14 protein-coding genes are annotated in these 15,596 nt (G+C 39.5%); 7 read left to right on the top strand and 7 right to left on the bottom strand.

Translation table 11 applies throughout. The features are described from left to right. Positions 1-103: 103 nt before the first annotated feature. From QZ379_RS09070 to lon, 5 genes are all read right to left on the bottom strand, one after another. Positions 104-1,585 (bottom strand): FGGY-family carbohydrate kinase, encoded by a 1,482-nt coding sequence (locus QZ379_RS09070; RefSeq protein WP_291563462.1) that lies wholly within the window; start codon positions 1,583-1,585, stop codon positions 104-106. Between the two features lie 17 nt (positions 1,586-1,602). Further along, positions 1,603-2,325, bottom strand: a complete 723-nt coding sequence (locus QZ379_RS09065) for an NUDIX domain-containing protein (RefSeq protein WP_291563459.1) — start codon at positions 2,323-2,325, stop codon at positions 1,603-1,605. Positions 2,326-2,786: 461 nt separating this feature from the next. Beyond that, a complete protein-coding gene (locus QZ379_RS09060; protein WP_291563456.1) occupies positions 2,787-3,917 on the bottom strand; it encodes an LptF/LptG family permease in 1,131 nt (376 codons plus the stop codon). Positions 3,918-3,955: 38 nt separating this feature from the next. Further along, a complete protein-coding gene (gene tgt / locus QZ379_RS09055; RefSeq protein WP_291563453.1) occupies positions 3,956-5,086 on the bottom strand; it encodes a tRNA guanosine(34) transglycosylase Tgt in 1,131 nt (376 codons plus the stop codon). A 23-nt stretch (positions 5,087-5,109) separates the two neighbouring features. Further along, positions 5,110-7,581, bottom strand: coding sequence for an endopeptidase La (gene lon, locus QZ379_RS09050; RefSeq protein ID WP_291563450.1), 2,472 nt, complete (start codon positions 7,579-7,581; stop codon positions 5,110-5,112). Between the two features lie 147 nt (positions 7,582-7,728). On the opposite strand from lon, the gene QZ379_RS09045 reads away from it, so the two are divergent. Next, positions 7,729-8,439, top strand: a complete 711-nt coding sequence (locus QZ379_RS09045) for a tRNA1(Val) (adenine(37)-N6)-methyltransferase (protein ID WP_291563447.1) — start codon at positions 7,729-7,731, stop codon at positions 8,437-8,439. Positions 8,440-8,718: 279 nt separating this feature from the next. On the opposite strand, the gene QZ379_RS09040 is transcribed toward QZ379_RS09045, so the two are convergent. Next, complete coding sequence (locus QZ379_RS09040; RefSeq protein WP_291563465.1) at positions 8,719-9,774, bottom strand: diacylglycerol kinase family protein; 1,056 nt, start codon at positions 9,772-9,774, stop codon at positions 8,719-8,721. A 178-nt stretch (positions 9,775-9,952) separates the two neighbouring features. Between QZ379_RS09040 and QZ379_RS09035 the strand changes: the two genes are divergently transcribed. Further along, positions 9,953-11,140 (top strand): pyridoxal phosphate-dependent aminotransferase family protein, encoded by a 1,188-nt coding sequence (locus QZ379_RS09035; RefSeq protein ID WP_291563444.1) that lies wholly within the window; start codon positions 9,953-9,955, stop codon positions 11,138-11,140. A gap of 107 nt (positions 11,141-11,247) precedes the next feature. Here QZ379_RS09035 and QZ379_RS09030 read toward each other — a convergent pair whose 3' ends face one another. Then, positions 11,248-11,742: a thioredoxin family protein gene (locus QZ379_RS09030; protein WP_291563441.1), complete on the bottom strand. Its 495-nt coding sequence runs from the start codon at positions 11,740-11,742 to the stop codon at positions 11,248-11,250. Positions 11,743-12,087: 345 nt separating this feature from the next. Here QZ379_RS09030 and QZ379_RS09025 point away from each other — a divergent pair, with 345 nt between their 5' ends. From QZ379_RS09025 to QZ379_RS09005, 5 genes are all read left to right on the top strand, one after another. After that, the gene (locus tag QZ379_RS09025) at positions 12,088-13,347 is read left to right on the top strand and encodes a DEAD/DEAH box helicase (protein ID WP_291563438.1); all 1,260 of its coding nucleotides are present in this window, start codon (positions 12,088-12,090) and stop codon (positions 13,345-13,347) included. Next, on the top strand, positions 13,344-13,775 hold the full coding sequence (locus QZ379_RS09020; protein ID WP_291563436.1) for a BT0820 family HAD-type phosphatase: 432 nt from the start codon (positions 13,344-13,346) through the stop codon (positions 13,773-13,775). The genes QZ379_RS09025 and QZ379_RS09020 overlap by 4 nt, the downstream gene beginning before the upstream one ends. Positions 13,776-13,993: 218 nt before the next feature. Beyond that, positions 13,994-14,296, top strand: a complete 303-nt coding sequence (locus QZ379_RS09015; protein ID WP_291563433.1) for a hypothetical protein — start codon at positions 13,994-13,996, stop codon at positions 14,294-14,296. A gap of 124 nt (positions 14,297-14,420) precedes the next feature. Continuing rightward, positions 14,421-15,146 (top strand): MBL fold metallo-hydrolase, encoded by a 726-nt coding sequence (locus QZ379_RS09010; protein ID WP_291563431.1) that lies wholly within the window; start codon positions 14,421-14,423, stop codon positions 15,144-15,146. A gap of 18 nt (positions 15,147-15,164) precedes the next feature. Beyond that, a complete protein-coding gene (locus QZ379_RS09005) occupies positions 15,165-15,542 on the top strand; it encodes a VOC family protein (RefSeq protein WP_291563428.1) in 378 nt (125 codons plus the stop codon). Positions 15,543-15,596 lie beyond the last annotated feature (54 nt).

The raw sequence follows: 15,596 nt of genomic DNA, 5'->3' as shown, positions 1-15,596 counted from the left end.
TCTCAATTCCAGGGAAATACTCTTTTGTTGCCATAATATTCAAAATTTAAAAAGTTAATATTAAAGTTGAAATTTTATTTGTTCTTATTTATTGTTTTATTTATCAGATTTTTTCCAGATATTCCACCCAGCGTCCGTATGCTTCTGCATATGCAGCGGCATCCTGTGCCTTAGGCTCTATCACCTGAAGTTTTTCAAGTGTCGCAAACGCCTCGTTGTTGTCCTTATAGATTCCTGCACCCATACCGGCACCCTTGGCAGCACCAACCGAACCGTCAGTATCATAAAGTTCGATTGTAGCACCTGTAACACCGGCAAGTGTTTCGCGGAAGATTTGGCTAAGGAACATATTGGCATGACCAGCATGAATCTTGTGTACGTCCATACCCATACCTTTCATTATGTCGATACCATACTTGAATGAGAATACGATACCTTCCTGTGCGGCACGGATAATGTGGTTGCGTGTATGAAGATTGAAGTTTACACCGTTGATAGAACATCCTGTTTCCTTGTTCTGAAGCATACGTTCCGCACCGTTACCGAATGGCAATATACTTACGCCACCTGCTCCGATTGGTGCCTGGGCAGCCAAATCATTCATCTCGGCATATGAAACGCCTTCCGGAACTACCGTACGCTTAATCCATGAATTAAGGATACCTGTACCATTGATACACAGCAATACTCCAAGACGTGTCTGTTCTTCAGTGTGATTAACGTGAGCGAATGTATTTACTCTTGATTTAGGGTCGTAATTTACTTTACCGTTTACACCATAAACAACACCCGATGTTCCTGCTGTAGATGCGATTTCTCCAGGATTGAACACATTCAGCGACAATGCATTGTTAGGCTGGTCACCTGCACGGTATGTCACAGGAATACCTTCTTTCAGTCCCAATTCCTGAGCTGCAGTTGCAGTAACTCTTCCCTGTTCAGAGAATGTAGGTTTGATATCTGCTATGATAGACTTGTCGAAACCGTAATAGTCCATAAGGAAATCGGCCACACAGTTGTTCTTGAAATCCCAGAACATACCTTCTGACAAGCCTGAAACAGTTGTACAGATTTCACCGGTAAGTCGCATTGCGATATAATCGCCCGGAAGCATTATCTTATATATCTTCTCGAATATTTCCGGTTCGTTTTCCTTTATCCATGCAAGTTTTGATGCTGTAAAGTTGCCCGGTGAGTTAAGAAGATGTGACAGGCACTTCTCCTCGCCTATTGTCCGGAATGCCTTCTGACCATAAGGAACAGCTCTTGAGTCGCACCAGATGATAGCAGGACGAAGTACATTCTGATTCTTATCTACACACACGAGTCCGTGCATCTGATACGAAATACCTATCGCCTTTATATCTTCCGCCTTAACTCCTGACTCAGCCATAATTGCCTTAGTGGAAAGCTTCAGATTCTCCCACCAGTTAGCCGGTTCCTGCTCAGCCCATCCTTGCTTGACAGCTATAATAGCTGCTTCTGTTTTCGGATAAAAAGCCGAAGCCACACATTTGCCTGTAAGGGCATTTACCAAACTCGCCTTTACAGACGAACTACCAATATCATATCCTAATAAATACATGTTATTATGGTTTTAGATTATCTTCTTGTTTTATTATAAATCTTTTTGTCAAATCTGTAATATCTTGCCGCCCTGTGCGACACTCCATGCTGGAACTCATCCATCGGGATGACGTAATCCATCATCATTATCTTCTTATGGAAGTTTCTCACGTCAATCTGCTTGCCGTAAAGAACTTCGTAAAGGACTCTCAACTGCAACGCGGTAAACTTTCGCGGAAGCAAATCAAACAAACACGACGGATTGAACTCTACATACTGACGGATGTACTTCATCGCTTCCTCGATTATCAGATTATGGTCGAATGCCAAATCTTTCACCTCATCCAAAGGCACCCATTCAGCCTGAAAATTATCAAGATTCTTATTCAATGCCCTGTCAATCTTCACGAGCGAGAGATATGCGATAGTAACGATACGCTCCACTTTCGCCTTTTCCGCTCTTTCAAGCCATCTGACATCTTTGGGGTTCTTTGTTCTGTCCCTCGAACCGAAAGCCTTGAACTGCATAAGGTTGACATTCTTGAATCCTGTCAGTTCATTCAACACACGCATAGCGGCACCATCCAAATCCTCATCCATATATATAAGACTACCAGGTAATTTCATATCATGAAATACTTCTCCGCTATCCTCTCCTATTCGCCTGAGAAGAAGTACTCTCAGACGTTCTCCATCGAATCCTACTACTACGCAGTCAACGGAAATATGATTGTTAGCCAAAGGCATTTTGTGTTCCATTCTATATGTGTTTATCTGTTTTCCGAGTGCAAATAAAAAGCATTATTTCTAATTAGACAAGAAATAAAAGAAAAATTTTCAGCACGCATATATCACTTATTTTCAATTAGATACATATCATAGCAAATACAATATCCATACATCATCTTTTCGTACAAGATACAATATGTATTTTTCATTACAGTACCGCAAAAGAGCAATAGCGCACAAGAAGAAATCAAATTATTTATATTACAGACATTTACAAATATATTTCATTTATATTTCAGGATTAGGTTATTGTATTTTTCATACAACAGTTTTTTTGAGGGCTTTTTCAATAAATGTTATGTTTTTTTACTTCAACGCCCAACTGTTAAAAAAACAAAACCAGTTTCTTCAGTATACAAGAAAAACGCTCTGTAAAACTTGAAACCGGTTCTACAGAGCGCTTGTCAATTATTGTCTGTTGGAATTTTCTGTTATTTCGGAGCCTTCATATACAAGTAAATTGCTATAATAAGGAACAGGATATTAGGAATCCATACTGCTATTATAGGAGGAACATTTCCACTTATGGCGAATGTTGCCGAGATTGTCTGAAAGAGGATGTATGATGCACTCAGGCCCAACCCGACTCCAAGGTTCATACCCATTCCTCCCTTAACTTTCTTCGACGAAAGCGAAGCACCTATAAGAGTAAGGATAAATGCTGCGAAAGGGCTTGCAATACGTTTATAATACTCCACCTCGAACTCTTTAATATTGGCAAATCCTCGACGTTTCTGATTATCAATGTATTCCTTCAAGTCCGGACTCGTAAGAGTTTCAAACTGGTCCATAGTGATAAGGAAATCCTGGGGTTCCATATTTATTATGGTATCAAGTCTTTCACCCTTGGTAATAACCTCTTTCATACCTTTCATCTCCCTTATCATATAATCCCTTACTATCCATCTGTGCAACTTGGTAGTATCGTACGTCGCACGTCGTGCAGTCAGATGAGATACCAATTTATTATCCTCGAACTTATCAAGAGAGAATCTGTAGCCCGTAAGGTTATAATTCTCATATCTTTCCATATAAGCTATCGTAGAGGTATCAACCACAAGCTGGATGTTTCTGGCATAGTTGACTTTCTTCTTACTCTTATATTGGGTTTCAAAGTTTATTCTTGTCGTATTACCCTTGGGAATGTAATATGAACTGAGAATATAGCTTCCGGCGGCAATAATGGCAGCAGACAAGAAATAAGGCACCAGCAGCCTCTTGAAACTCATACCCGTAGAGAACATAGCGATTATCTCAGAGTTTTCAGCCAACTTACTGGTAAAGAATATCACAGATATGAAGATAAACAGCGGGCTGAAAAGATTGGCATAATACGGCACGAAGTTGAAGTAGTAATCAAATATAATAGCCTCAACAGGCGCCTTATTATTAATAAAGCGGTCGATATTCTCATTGATATCAAACACGACAGATATCGACAGGATTAGCGTCAGGGCAAAAAAGAATGTGCCCAGAAACTTCTTCATAATATATCTGTCTATCTTTTTCAGCCCAAAGCGTTTCAGATATTTATCCTTGAATTTTATCAGTTTATCTTTCATATACAACGAAACAGTGTTTACTTAAAGACAGGTATCTGTTACAATCGAGTAGACAATCGTTCCACCATAGCAGGTTTCCAGGTAGCAAAATCGCCGGCAATAATATGTGCTCTTGCTTCCTTGACAAGCCATAGGTAGAATGCCAGATTATGTATTGATGCTATCTGCAATGCAAGCAACTCCTCTGCATGGAACAGATGACGCAGGTATGCACGGCTATACAGCGTATCTACATACGACGCTCCGTCAGCCTCAATAGGAGAATAATCCTTCTCCCATTTCTTGTTGCGCATGTTCATTATTCCGTTCTTCGTGAACAGCATTCCGTTTCGTCCGTTTCGTGTAGGCATAACGCAGTCGAACATATCTACTCCTCGCTCTATTCCTTCAAGTATGTTAACAGGAGTACCTACCCCCATAAGGTATCTCGGCTTGTCTGTAGGCAGAATCTCGTTAACCACTTCTATCATTTCATACATCTTTTCAGTAGGTTCTCCAACTGCCAGACCACCGATAGCATTACCATCAGCACCCTTTGATGCTATATACTCGGCCGAACGCTTACGCAAGTCAGGATATACACATCCCTGGACTATAGGGAACAACGACTGATTATAACCGTATTTTGGTTCAGTTTCATTGAATCTTGTAATACATCTGTCCAACCATCTGTGAGTAAGCTCCATCGACTTCTTGGCATAATTATAATCTGATGTACCTGGTGCACACTCATCAAATGCCATCATTATGTCCGCTCCTATCGTACGTTCGATATCCATAACTCTTTCAGGAGTGAACAAATGTTTAGAGCCATCAATGTGTGAACGGAATTCCACTCCCTCCTCACGCATCTTTCTTATGCCTGACAATGAAAATACCTGGAAACCGCCACTGTCAGTAAGCATTGGACGGTCAAAGCCATTGAACTTATGCAAACCTCCGGCACCTTCGATTACTTCCAGTCCCGGACGCAGATACAGGTGATAAGTATTTCCTAAAATAATCTGTGCCTTGATATCTTCCTTGAGCTCAGGGAGTTGTACGCCCTTAACTGTTCCCAAAGTACCGACAGGCATAAAAATCGGAGTTTCTATCCGGCCGTGATCGGTAGTTATCAACCCTGCTCTTGCATTTGTCTTGGAGTCTGTATATTGTAATTCAAATTTCATATATAAACTATTATGGCAGTAATTTACTTTTTGTCATTTTCTTCTTTCTTCTCAGGAACAGTCAGCTTTGGAGCATTTGTTACCACTTCATCTGTCAGAGCAATGTCAAGTACCTCTCTGATATCGCTCACATAATGGAACTTAAGTCCCTTGAGATATATTTCCGGAATATTGTCGATATCCTTCTTGTTTTCCTGACACAGGATGATTTCCTCTATACCGGCACGTTTGGCAGCAAGAATTTTCTCTTTGATACCGCCTACAGGCAATACCTTGCCTCGCAAAGTTATTTCACCGGTCATGGCAAGACGATTCTTGACCTTTCTTCTTGTCAGAGCCGAAGCAAGCGATGTCACCATTGTAATACCAGCCGACGGACCGTCCTTAGGTATGGCACCTTCAGGCACATGTATATGGATGTTCCAGTTCTCAAACACTTCTTCCGGCACTCCCAACAAATCGTTGTGGGCTTTCAGATATTCAAGTGCAAGCATAGCCGATTCTTTCATCACGTCGCCCAAGTTTCCGGTAAGCGTCAGACGGCTTCCCTTACCCTTGCTCAAGCTTGTCTCAACAAACAGGATTTCACCACCGACAGCAGTCCAGGCCAGACCTGTAACCACTCCGGCATATTCATTACCTTGGTATTTGTCTCTTGAGTATTCTATAGGACCAAGACATGCCGGGATATCCTCTGCCTTAAGCTCTGTAGAAGAAACTTCCTTACCGGATGCTATATTGAAAGCTGTACGGCGCATCACTTTATTGATTTTCTTCTCCAGTTCACGCACTCCGCTTTCCCTTGTATAGTTTTCTATGATAAACCCTATTGCACCCTTCGACAGCTTGATATTATCCTTTGTCAGTCCGTTAGCTTCCATAGCCTTAGGGATGAGATGTCTTTTAGCTATTTCTATCTTCTCCTCAGTGATATATCCGCTTACCTCAATCAGTTCCATTCTGTCAAGCAACGGAGCCGGTATGCTACCCAGATTGTTTGCCGTAGCAATAAACATCACATTCGACAAATCATAATCTATATCTATATAGTTATCGTGGAATGTACCGTTCTGTTCAAGGTCGAGCACCTCAAGCATAGCCGAAGAAGGGTCACCCTGATTACTACTGCCAAGCTTGTCTATCTCATCAAGTATGATTACAGGATTAGAAGAGCCTGCCTTAATCAGACTTTTAATGATACGTCCCGGCATTGCTCCTATGTATGTCTTTCTGTGTCCTCTGATTTCCGCTTCATCATGCACACCTCCCAATGACATTCTGACATATTTCCTCTTAAGGGCAGAAGCTATAGAACGTCCAAGAGAAGTCTTTCCCACTCCCGGAGGACCGTACAAGCACAATATAGGCGATTTCATATCACCTTTAAGTTTCAGTACTGCCAAATGCTCCAGGATACGTTCTTTGACCTTTTCAAGCCCGTAATGGTCATGATTCAGAGTCTTCTCTGCCGATTTCAGATTAAATGACTGAGGAGTATATACATTCCATGGCAAAGCCAACAGATTCTGCAGATACGAATACTGTACATTGTAATCAGGCGATTGCGGATTGATTCGTTCGAGTTTTGTTACTTCTTTCTCAAAAATCTCCGCAACCTCTTTAGACCATTGTTTCTTCTTTCCCTGGGCACGCAGATTGTCAATTTCGCTTTCTGCTCCATTGCCAAGCTCATCCTGAATATTCTTAAGCTGCTGTTGCAGGAAATATTCGCGCTGCTGCTTGTCGAGTTCCTCACGCGTACGCATCTGAATGTTCTGTTTCAGTTTGGCTATTTCCAACTGTTCATTCAGATATCCTATAAGATGTATTGCTCTGTCCTTGATAGAATCGTGTTTGAGCAATTCATATTTGGCAGTGATTTCGAGAGGGAAATTAGAACATATGAAATTAATTCTTACTGCATCACCTTCCATGTCCCTTAAAGCCATAAGGAAATCATGGCCTACTTCTTCCATACTGTCATGCAGTTTCTTCATAACATCGAAGCAGGTGCTCATGATAGCCTTGAATTCATTGCTTCGAGGTGTTATATTATTTTCTTCGATAGGAGTTGCGGTACCAACCAGGAAAGGCTCTTTAGAAATTATACTGTCAAGTTTTACTTTTGGTCCGCACGTATGGATAAGTGCATTTGTTGCCCCGCCTGGAAGTTCCAGAATACGGACGATACGTCCGACCACACCCAATGGATACAAATCGCTCAACTCAGGTTCATCGACCATTGCATCTTTCTGTGTAGCCAATATTACCGGACTTTTCTTTTTATAAGCCGATTTCACCAGTTCCAAAGTACTCCTGCGACCTATTGCTACAGGCATTACTATCTCCGGGAAAATTATCATATTGCGCAAAGGCAATACCGGCATCTCTCCTTCCAGCTCTTCTATAGGCATATTAGACTGTTCAATATCTATTTTGGCAATCAAAGCCACTTCATCATTTTTAATTCTTTTATTTTTTTTATCTTCCTGCATATTCAATCGTGAATTATCTTGTTTAAACAAACGGCTACAAAGTTAATGAATATACACATAATAATAAAACATTTTATATCAAATGTTGCATCCGGAGATGTTTGAGTCAGACTATTTCACTACATTTGCATAAAAATATGCATAGCAATGGGAAATGAATATTTCAGATTCAAACGTTTCACTATATATCAAGACAAGTGTGCAATGAAAGTCGGCACAGACGGAGTACTGCTTGGAGCATGGGCTGACACAGGACATGCAACTAAAATAGCAGACATAGGCACCGGAACAGGGCTTATAGCCATTATGCTGGCTCAAAGGACACAAAATGCCACGATTTCAGGAATAGAAATAGACCATGATGCATTCATGCAGGCTAAAGACAACATGAGCAATACGGAATGGAAGGACAGAATGAGTGTCGAGAATGCCGACGTAAACGAGTTCTACCAGTCACACGAAGCTGAGTATGACATGATTGTTTCAAATCCGCCGTTCTATAAAGAAGATACCAAAGGATATTGTGAGAAAAGAAATATCGCCAGACATACAGACGGGCTCAGCTTTGAAGCACTTACAAAAGCTGCCTCGTTTATGCTTAAGGAAAAAGGGAAATTCAGCTTAATACTTCCGGCCTCTGCTGCTTCAGAATTCATTGGAGAAGCCATAAAAAACAGATTAAGCCTGACAAGAAAAACAGACATCAGAACAAAACCCGGCGCTTCCCCCAAAAGAGTCCTTATGGAGTTTGAAAAAGGAACAAGCAATAAAGCCACTGAATATTCGGAACTGCTCCTTAATGAAAATGGAGAGAGGAGCAAGGATTATACAGCTCTGACATCAGATTTCTATCTATAGGACATTTCGGACTAATCAATCACCCAACTTTCGACTTTAGAAACTTGAGTTAACAACAGCACTTGTAATACCGGCCTCACCCTAATATACATTGTCCTATGACTGATTGTTTCAGATTGAAAGGCCGGGAAATTCTGTTGTCTGACAGCTGTCAGACAATTGTCGGGCACGTGTCAATCAATTATTTGACAGCTGTCGGCCATATGTTTGACACGTGTCAAACAACAGAAGTTTATCCCCGTCTGCCATCCACTTTCTATACATTGGGGAATATTTAAATCAATCATCCTGTTGCTGATTATTCTTTTTGACCAACTTCTTCATAAGCGTACGATTCATTTCCAACAATTGCCTGTGCTTCTCAGCAATAGAAGAAGATACCGGTTTCGCTTCAATAAAGTCAGTAATATGCTGCAATATGTTGTGAGGTTCGTATATGCTACGTTTAGGTTTAGGAGGGCATATTACTTTCAGGGCTGACGGAACAATCTCCACTACAAGGTCCTTTGGCCCTATCATCGGGTCACCATCAAAATGAAAGACTCCTTCTGTAGCTCTATGGATAGTAATTTTCTTGTCTTTCATGGTTTTGATACGGCTGTTCATATCAATAGTCTTTGTAAACAGCTGAAACGACAAAGACGGAACATCAAGAACCGTAAAAGGCTCCAGCACAGTAATATCCATCATTCCATCAGACAATGATGCCTGCGGAGTAATAAAAGCATTGTTACCATATTGCGAAGCATTTCCGCATGCTATCAGGAATGCTTTATACTTGACTGTTCCTTCAGAGTTCTCTATTTCGTAAGTTTCCGGCTCATAATGAAGGCTTTCCTTCAATGTATTCTCAAGATATGTAATAAGCCCCCTGCGCTTGGAATCGGCAAATTTAAGGCTTACGAAGGCATCAAAGCCAACACCGCAAGTACAGAAAAACGGATGTCCGGCGATTTTACCATAATCTATCAAACGCACATTGGCATTATTGATGAGTTGAACTGCTTTCTGATAGTCCATAGGGATATGCAGATGTCTTGCCAAGCCATTTCCCGAGCCGCATGGTATTATTCCCAAAGCCGTATCAGAATGTACAAGTGCACGCCCTACCTCATTTATAGTTCCGTCACCTCCAATAGCAACAACAAACGACACCTTATCTGCAACAGCCCGCTTTGCTATATCATAAGCATGACCTGCATACTCAGTTCTTATAATTCTCGGATTGTAGATACTACGGTTTATATTAGATTCTATATATTCAAGTATAGATTCCTTGTTTTGAGTACCCGAAATAGGATTAACAACAAATATTATATCCTCTCTGATGTCCATATTGTTTGCATACATTGGTTGTCTATGCAAATGTAATATATATTTATATACGAAATCCTTATATTGACTCAAAATATTACACAGATGTATAAAAAACATTCCGGAATGTTACCTTTTGTTGTTTTTTTACTATCTTTGCAGACTGTTAAAAATAAAAATATCTATACAATAATAGAATATGGGATTATTACAAGAAAAGTTAAGTAAATTCAGACTCCCGCAAATGTATATGGAGAAGGGGGTTTATCCTTATTTCCGCGAAATAGACAGTCATCAGGATACAGAAGTGATGATGGACGGCAAAAAGGTATTAATGTTCGGGTCAAACTCATATATGGGTCTGACTTACGACCAAAGAATTATTGATGCAGCAATAGCCGCAACACGTAAGTACGGAACAGGATGTGCCGGCTCCAGACTACTGAATGGAACACTTGATATCCATGTACAGCTTGAAAAAGAACTGGCAGAATTTATCGGCAAAGACGAAGCCCTCTGTTTCTCTACAGGTTTCACTGTTAACGAAGGTGTAATACCTCAGCTTGTAGGACGTGGAGACTATATCATATGCGATGACCGTGACCACGCATCTATCGTAGACGGACGCCGCCTTACTTTTGCAACACAGTTGAAGTACAAACACAATGATATGGAAGCATTGGAGAAAGAGCTTCAGAAATGCGAGCCAAACGCTATCAAACTTATCGTTGTGGACAGTGTATTCTCTATGGAAGGCGATTTGGCAAATTTACCTGAAATAATCCGTCTTAAGAAGAAATACAATGCTACTGTATATGTAGACGAAGCTCATGGAGTCGGAGTATTCGGACGTAACGGACGCGGAGTATGCGACCATTTCGGATTAACAGACGAAGTTGATATCATAATGGGTACATTCAGTAAGTCATTGGCTTCAATTGGAGGATTCGTGGCTGCAGATAAGGACATTATCAACTGGTTACGCCATAATGCACGTTCATATATATTCCAGGCCAGCAGTACTCCTGCCGCTACAGCTGCAGCAATAGAGGCTCTTCACATTTTGCAGACAGAACCTGAACGTCAGGAAAATCTGTGGAAGATAACCAATTATGCATTGAAACGCTTCCGTGAATGCGGTTTTGAAATAGGTGACACTGAAAGTCCTATCATCCCATTGTATGTCCGCGACACAGACAGGACTTTCCTTGTAACAAAAATGGCTTTTGATGAAGGAGTATTCATAAACCCTGTAATACCTCCTGCTTGTGCGCCACAGGATACACTTGTAAGATTTGCTTTGATGGCAACTCATACAAAAGAGCAAATTGATTTCGCAATAGAAAAACTTCTGAAATGTTTCAAGGAACTTGAAATCATAAAATAAAGACTAAAAAAATAAGGCTGTCTTTTAAGGTAAAAACCTCGAAGACAGCCTTTTTACTTTTTGTTGTATTCAATAATTTCACTCTCAAGAACCCGGTTATACGAAAATCAATTCATATACGAGTTCAATTCGTCAGCAGTAACATTCTTAGCCACTATCACACCGTTGTCATCAATAAGATAGTTGGCAAATCCATCTCTAAGACCAAACTCTTTAAAGACTTCAGAAGTATTGCCGCCTGTTTCCAAGTAGCACAAGGCAGTCTGCAACTGATCTTGCTCTACAGCCGCACGGAAAACAGATTCGTAACGGTCCAAAGAAACAGAAATCATCTTAATGCGGTCCGAATTCTGCAATGCATGACATAACTCTGCATTCTTCATTCTTGACTTTGCGTCATATCCCGCCCAAAAACTCAACAAAGTATATTTGCCTTCAACGGCCTGCAGGTTGAACGTCTGCTTTTCATTTTCAAGAACTGGTATGGGGAGCGTATCTCCTGGTACCAGCTTCTCTGTAGGATCTTTCTTTTCCATAAAAGAAAAAGAAATTAAGGAACTGAATACTAATACAACAAAAATCGGCTTTACACTTTTAATCATGTAATTTGATTTTAGTTAATACTATCCGAGCCTGTCCTTAACAGGGGTTTCATCTCGGAACATTATTTTACGATGCTATATCTGTCACAGATACCTTTTAAGCAACGCATTTAAATATTGAAACCGCTGCAAAGATAAGCATTTTTTACTCAACATCATAAGAAATATGTCATTTTTATGTTATTCAACATAAATTCAACATTGTCATCCTCCTTTAGTTTACTTTATTTTTGCAACAGAACCATAAAAAAACACGTTTATATGGCTTATAAAGCATATTTTGATTAACTTTGCAACATATTACTCAAATGATAAATTTTCATTAAAAACAGGAGAAGAACCAGAATGGAATTTTCAGAATTAAATTTAGACGAAAGCGTTCTTAACGCATTAGATACCATGAATTTCAAGGAATGTACCCCGGTTCAGGAACATACAATACCTGTGCTGCTTGAAGGTCATGACTTGATTGGAGTAGCTCAAACGGGAACCGGTAAAACCGCTGCATTTCTCTTGCCTGTTTTGAGTAAGCTCTGTAGTGGAGATTATCCTGAAGATTCCATAAACTGCATAATCATGTCCCCTACCCGTGAGCTTGCAATACAGATAGACAGGCAAATGGAGGCATTCTCATATTTCATGCCTGTTTCAGGTGTGGCTGTTTACGGAGGCAACGACGGTGTACGTTTTGAACAGGAGAAGAAAGGACTAACTCTTGGGGCAGATGTCGTAATAGCCACCCCGGGACGACTTATCAGCCACATCAGTCTTGGATATGTTGATTTGTCGAAAGTTTCATTCTTTATATTGGACGAAGCTGACCGTATGTTGGACATGGGATTCTATGACGATATACTCCAGATTGTAAAGCATTTGCCAAAGGAAAGACAGACTATAATGTTTTCGGCCACAATGCCGGAGAAAATCAGACAACTGGCAAAAAACATTCTGAACAATCCTGTGGAAATAAAACTTGCAGTCTCAAAACCTGCAGAAAAAATAATTCAAGCTGCCTACATCTGTTACGAATCACAAAAGCTTGAAATCATCAAAGACTTATTTTCTGCCCAACAGCCTGAAAGGGTAATAATATTCGCATCTTCCAAAATCAAAGTTAAAGAGGTTTCAAAGGCTCTTCTGAAAATGAAACTGAATGTAGGAGAAATGCATTCCGACCTGGAACAGTCAAAAAGAGAAGAAATTCTCCATGAGTTCAGAAACGGAAAAATAAATATATTAGTAGCAACAGACATCGTGGCCCGTGGTATTGACATTGACGATATAAGACTGGTCATAAACTATGATGTACCTCACGATTGTGAAGATTATGTTCACCGCATAGGAAGAACGGCACGTGCCAATAACGACGGCTGTGCAATAACTTTCGTAAATGAGGCAGAACAAACAAAATTCTACCAGATAGAACAATTCCTTGATAAAACCATATATAAGCTACAGATTCCGGAACAGTTAGGTGAAGGACCGGAATACGCTCCGAAAGTAAAAAGCGGAAAAAACAACAAGAAGACCGGTCAAGGAAAGAGAAAGTATAATTTCAAGAAGAAATCAGGAAACACCAAGAAAACCAAGGAGACAAACCAATGATAATAGCAGTAGATTTTGACGGAACAATCGTAGAACACAAATATCCTTACATAGGAAAAGAAATACCTTTCGCCATAGAAACACTTAAAAAACTGAAAGAAGAAAGGCATACTTTAATATTGTGGACTGTAAGGGAAGGAAAACTACTTGAGGAAGCTATAAATTTCTGTAAAGAAAGAGGCCTGGAATTTTATGCCGTAAACAGCAATTACCCGGAAGAGAAAAAGTCACACGATAATTTCTCAAGGAAACTGAAAGCAGACCTATTCATCGACGACAGAAACCTCGGGGGACTTCCTGACTGGGGAACAATATATAGAATGGTAAAAAACAAACTTACCTTTGAAGAAATATACTCAGAGCAGGAAGATTCAGAAGAAAGATACACTAAACGTAAAAGTGGCATTTTCGGTAGATTCTTCAAATAAACCATATATAAGCAAAGCTTCATGGACAGATGCCGTGAAGCTTTTTTGTTTATTAAATCTACAGTTGCTGTAGATTTTTTCCACATAGTTCTCACGCACTCTACATTTCTCAAACCAAAGCAATACTGATTATCAACCACTTACGATTTTCTGCATTTTATGGCATAGTCTTTGAAGTTAATATAGCGTAGTATTAACAAATAAAACAGACAAAGATTATGAAAAGAATATTAGCAGTATTAATGATAACATTAGGCATCGGAAGTGTATTTGCAAACGTTACAGCATCAGAAAAAGAAGCAACTCCACAAAAAACATATAAAGTTTACACAGCAATAGAAATCAGCGAATTACCGGAAACAGTTCAAGAAGTCTTATTCTTTGATTTCAAAGATTACATTGTCAAATCGGCTGATGTAAAAACATATAATGGTAAGAACATTTATCTGATAACCTTATTAGATAGCGAAAATATGGAATATCAGATATACATCAACGAAAAGGGTGTAGTTTTAGAATAACAGTATAACATATATTTAAATAGCATACCCATTCAGGCAATAATTTTAGCCGGGATGGGTATTTTTTTCGATATTATATTAATTTTGTATCACATTGCCAACTATAACAAACAGATATCTTTTTATGGAAATAGTTTACCTGCATCACAGCGGCTTTGCCATTATTGCAAATGATGTAACAATAGTTATTGACTACTTCGAAGATTCAATCTCCGAATCACAAGGTATCATACACGAAGAACTGTTAAACAAGAAAAACAGAATGTATGTCCTTTCAAGCCACTTTCATGCAGACCATTTCAACAGACAGGTACTTGAATGGAAAAATCGCAAAAGCGACATCACATACATCTTTTCTAAAGACATATACAAAAGAAGGAAGGTACCCAAAGATATAGCCATATGGTTAAACAAAGGTGATGAATATAAGGATGAACATCTAAGGATAAAAGCATCCGGCTCTACAGATGTAGGCATATCATTCATAATTGAGCTGGAAGGGAAAACCATATTTCATGCAGGCGACTTAAACAACTGGCACTGGATGGAAGAAAGTACGGAAGCAGAGTGGAAAAGAGATGAGCAGAGATTCCTGAATGAAATAGAAGCTTTATCAAAAGAGTATAGCAGCATAGACCTTGCATTATTCCCTATCGACCCTCGTTTGGGGAAAGAATATATGAGAGGAGGCAAACAGTTTATCAATACAATACATACCTCTGCTTTTATACCAATGCACTTTTGGAATGACTTTGCATCGGCTAATGTATTCCAACAATATGCCATTGACAATGGTATTAAATCACCATTTATCAAATGCAGAGGACAGGTTTTTAAAGATTTATTATAAACACTAAATAACTAATTTATGAAAGTAAAAGGACATTTTGACCATTTCAACATCAACGTTACCAATCTTGAAAGAAGTATCAAATTCTACGAAGAAGCTTTGGGACTGACAGAAGCAAGCAGAAAAGAGGCTGCCGACGGTTCATTCATATTAGTATATCTGACTGACAAATGTTCAAATTTCATGCTTGAACTTACATGGTTAAGAGATCATACAGATGCTTATGAACTTGGAGAAAACGAAAGCCATTTATGCTTCAGAGTTGAAGGCGATTATGATGAGGTAAGAAAGTTACACAAAGAAATGGGGTGCGTATGCTTCGAGAATGAAACTATGGGATTGTATTTCATAAACGACCCGGATGATTACTGGATAGAAATACTACCCGTAAAATAAGAGGATGTAAATTAAACTGTGTCAGCAAAGAAAAGAAATAAAATATTAACTTTG

Origin of the sequence: Bacteroides sp. (assembly GCF_019417265.1) — a bacterium.
GTDB lineage: Bacteria > Bacteroidota > Bacteroidia > Bacteroidales > Bacteroidaceae > Phocaeicola.
The sequence above is the reverse complement of the archived record's forward strand: the minus strand, read 5'-3'. Positions and strand labels throughout refer to the sequence as shown.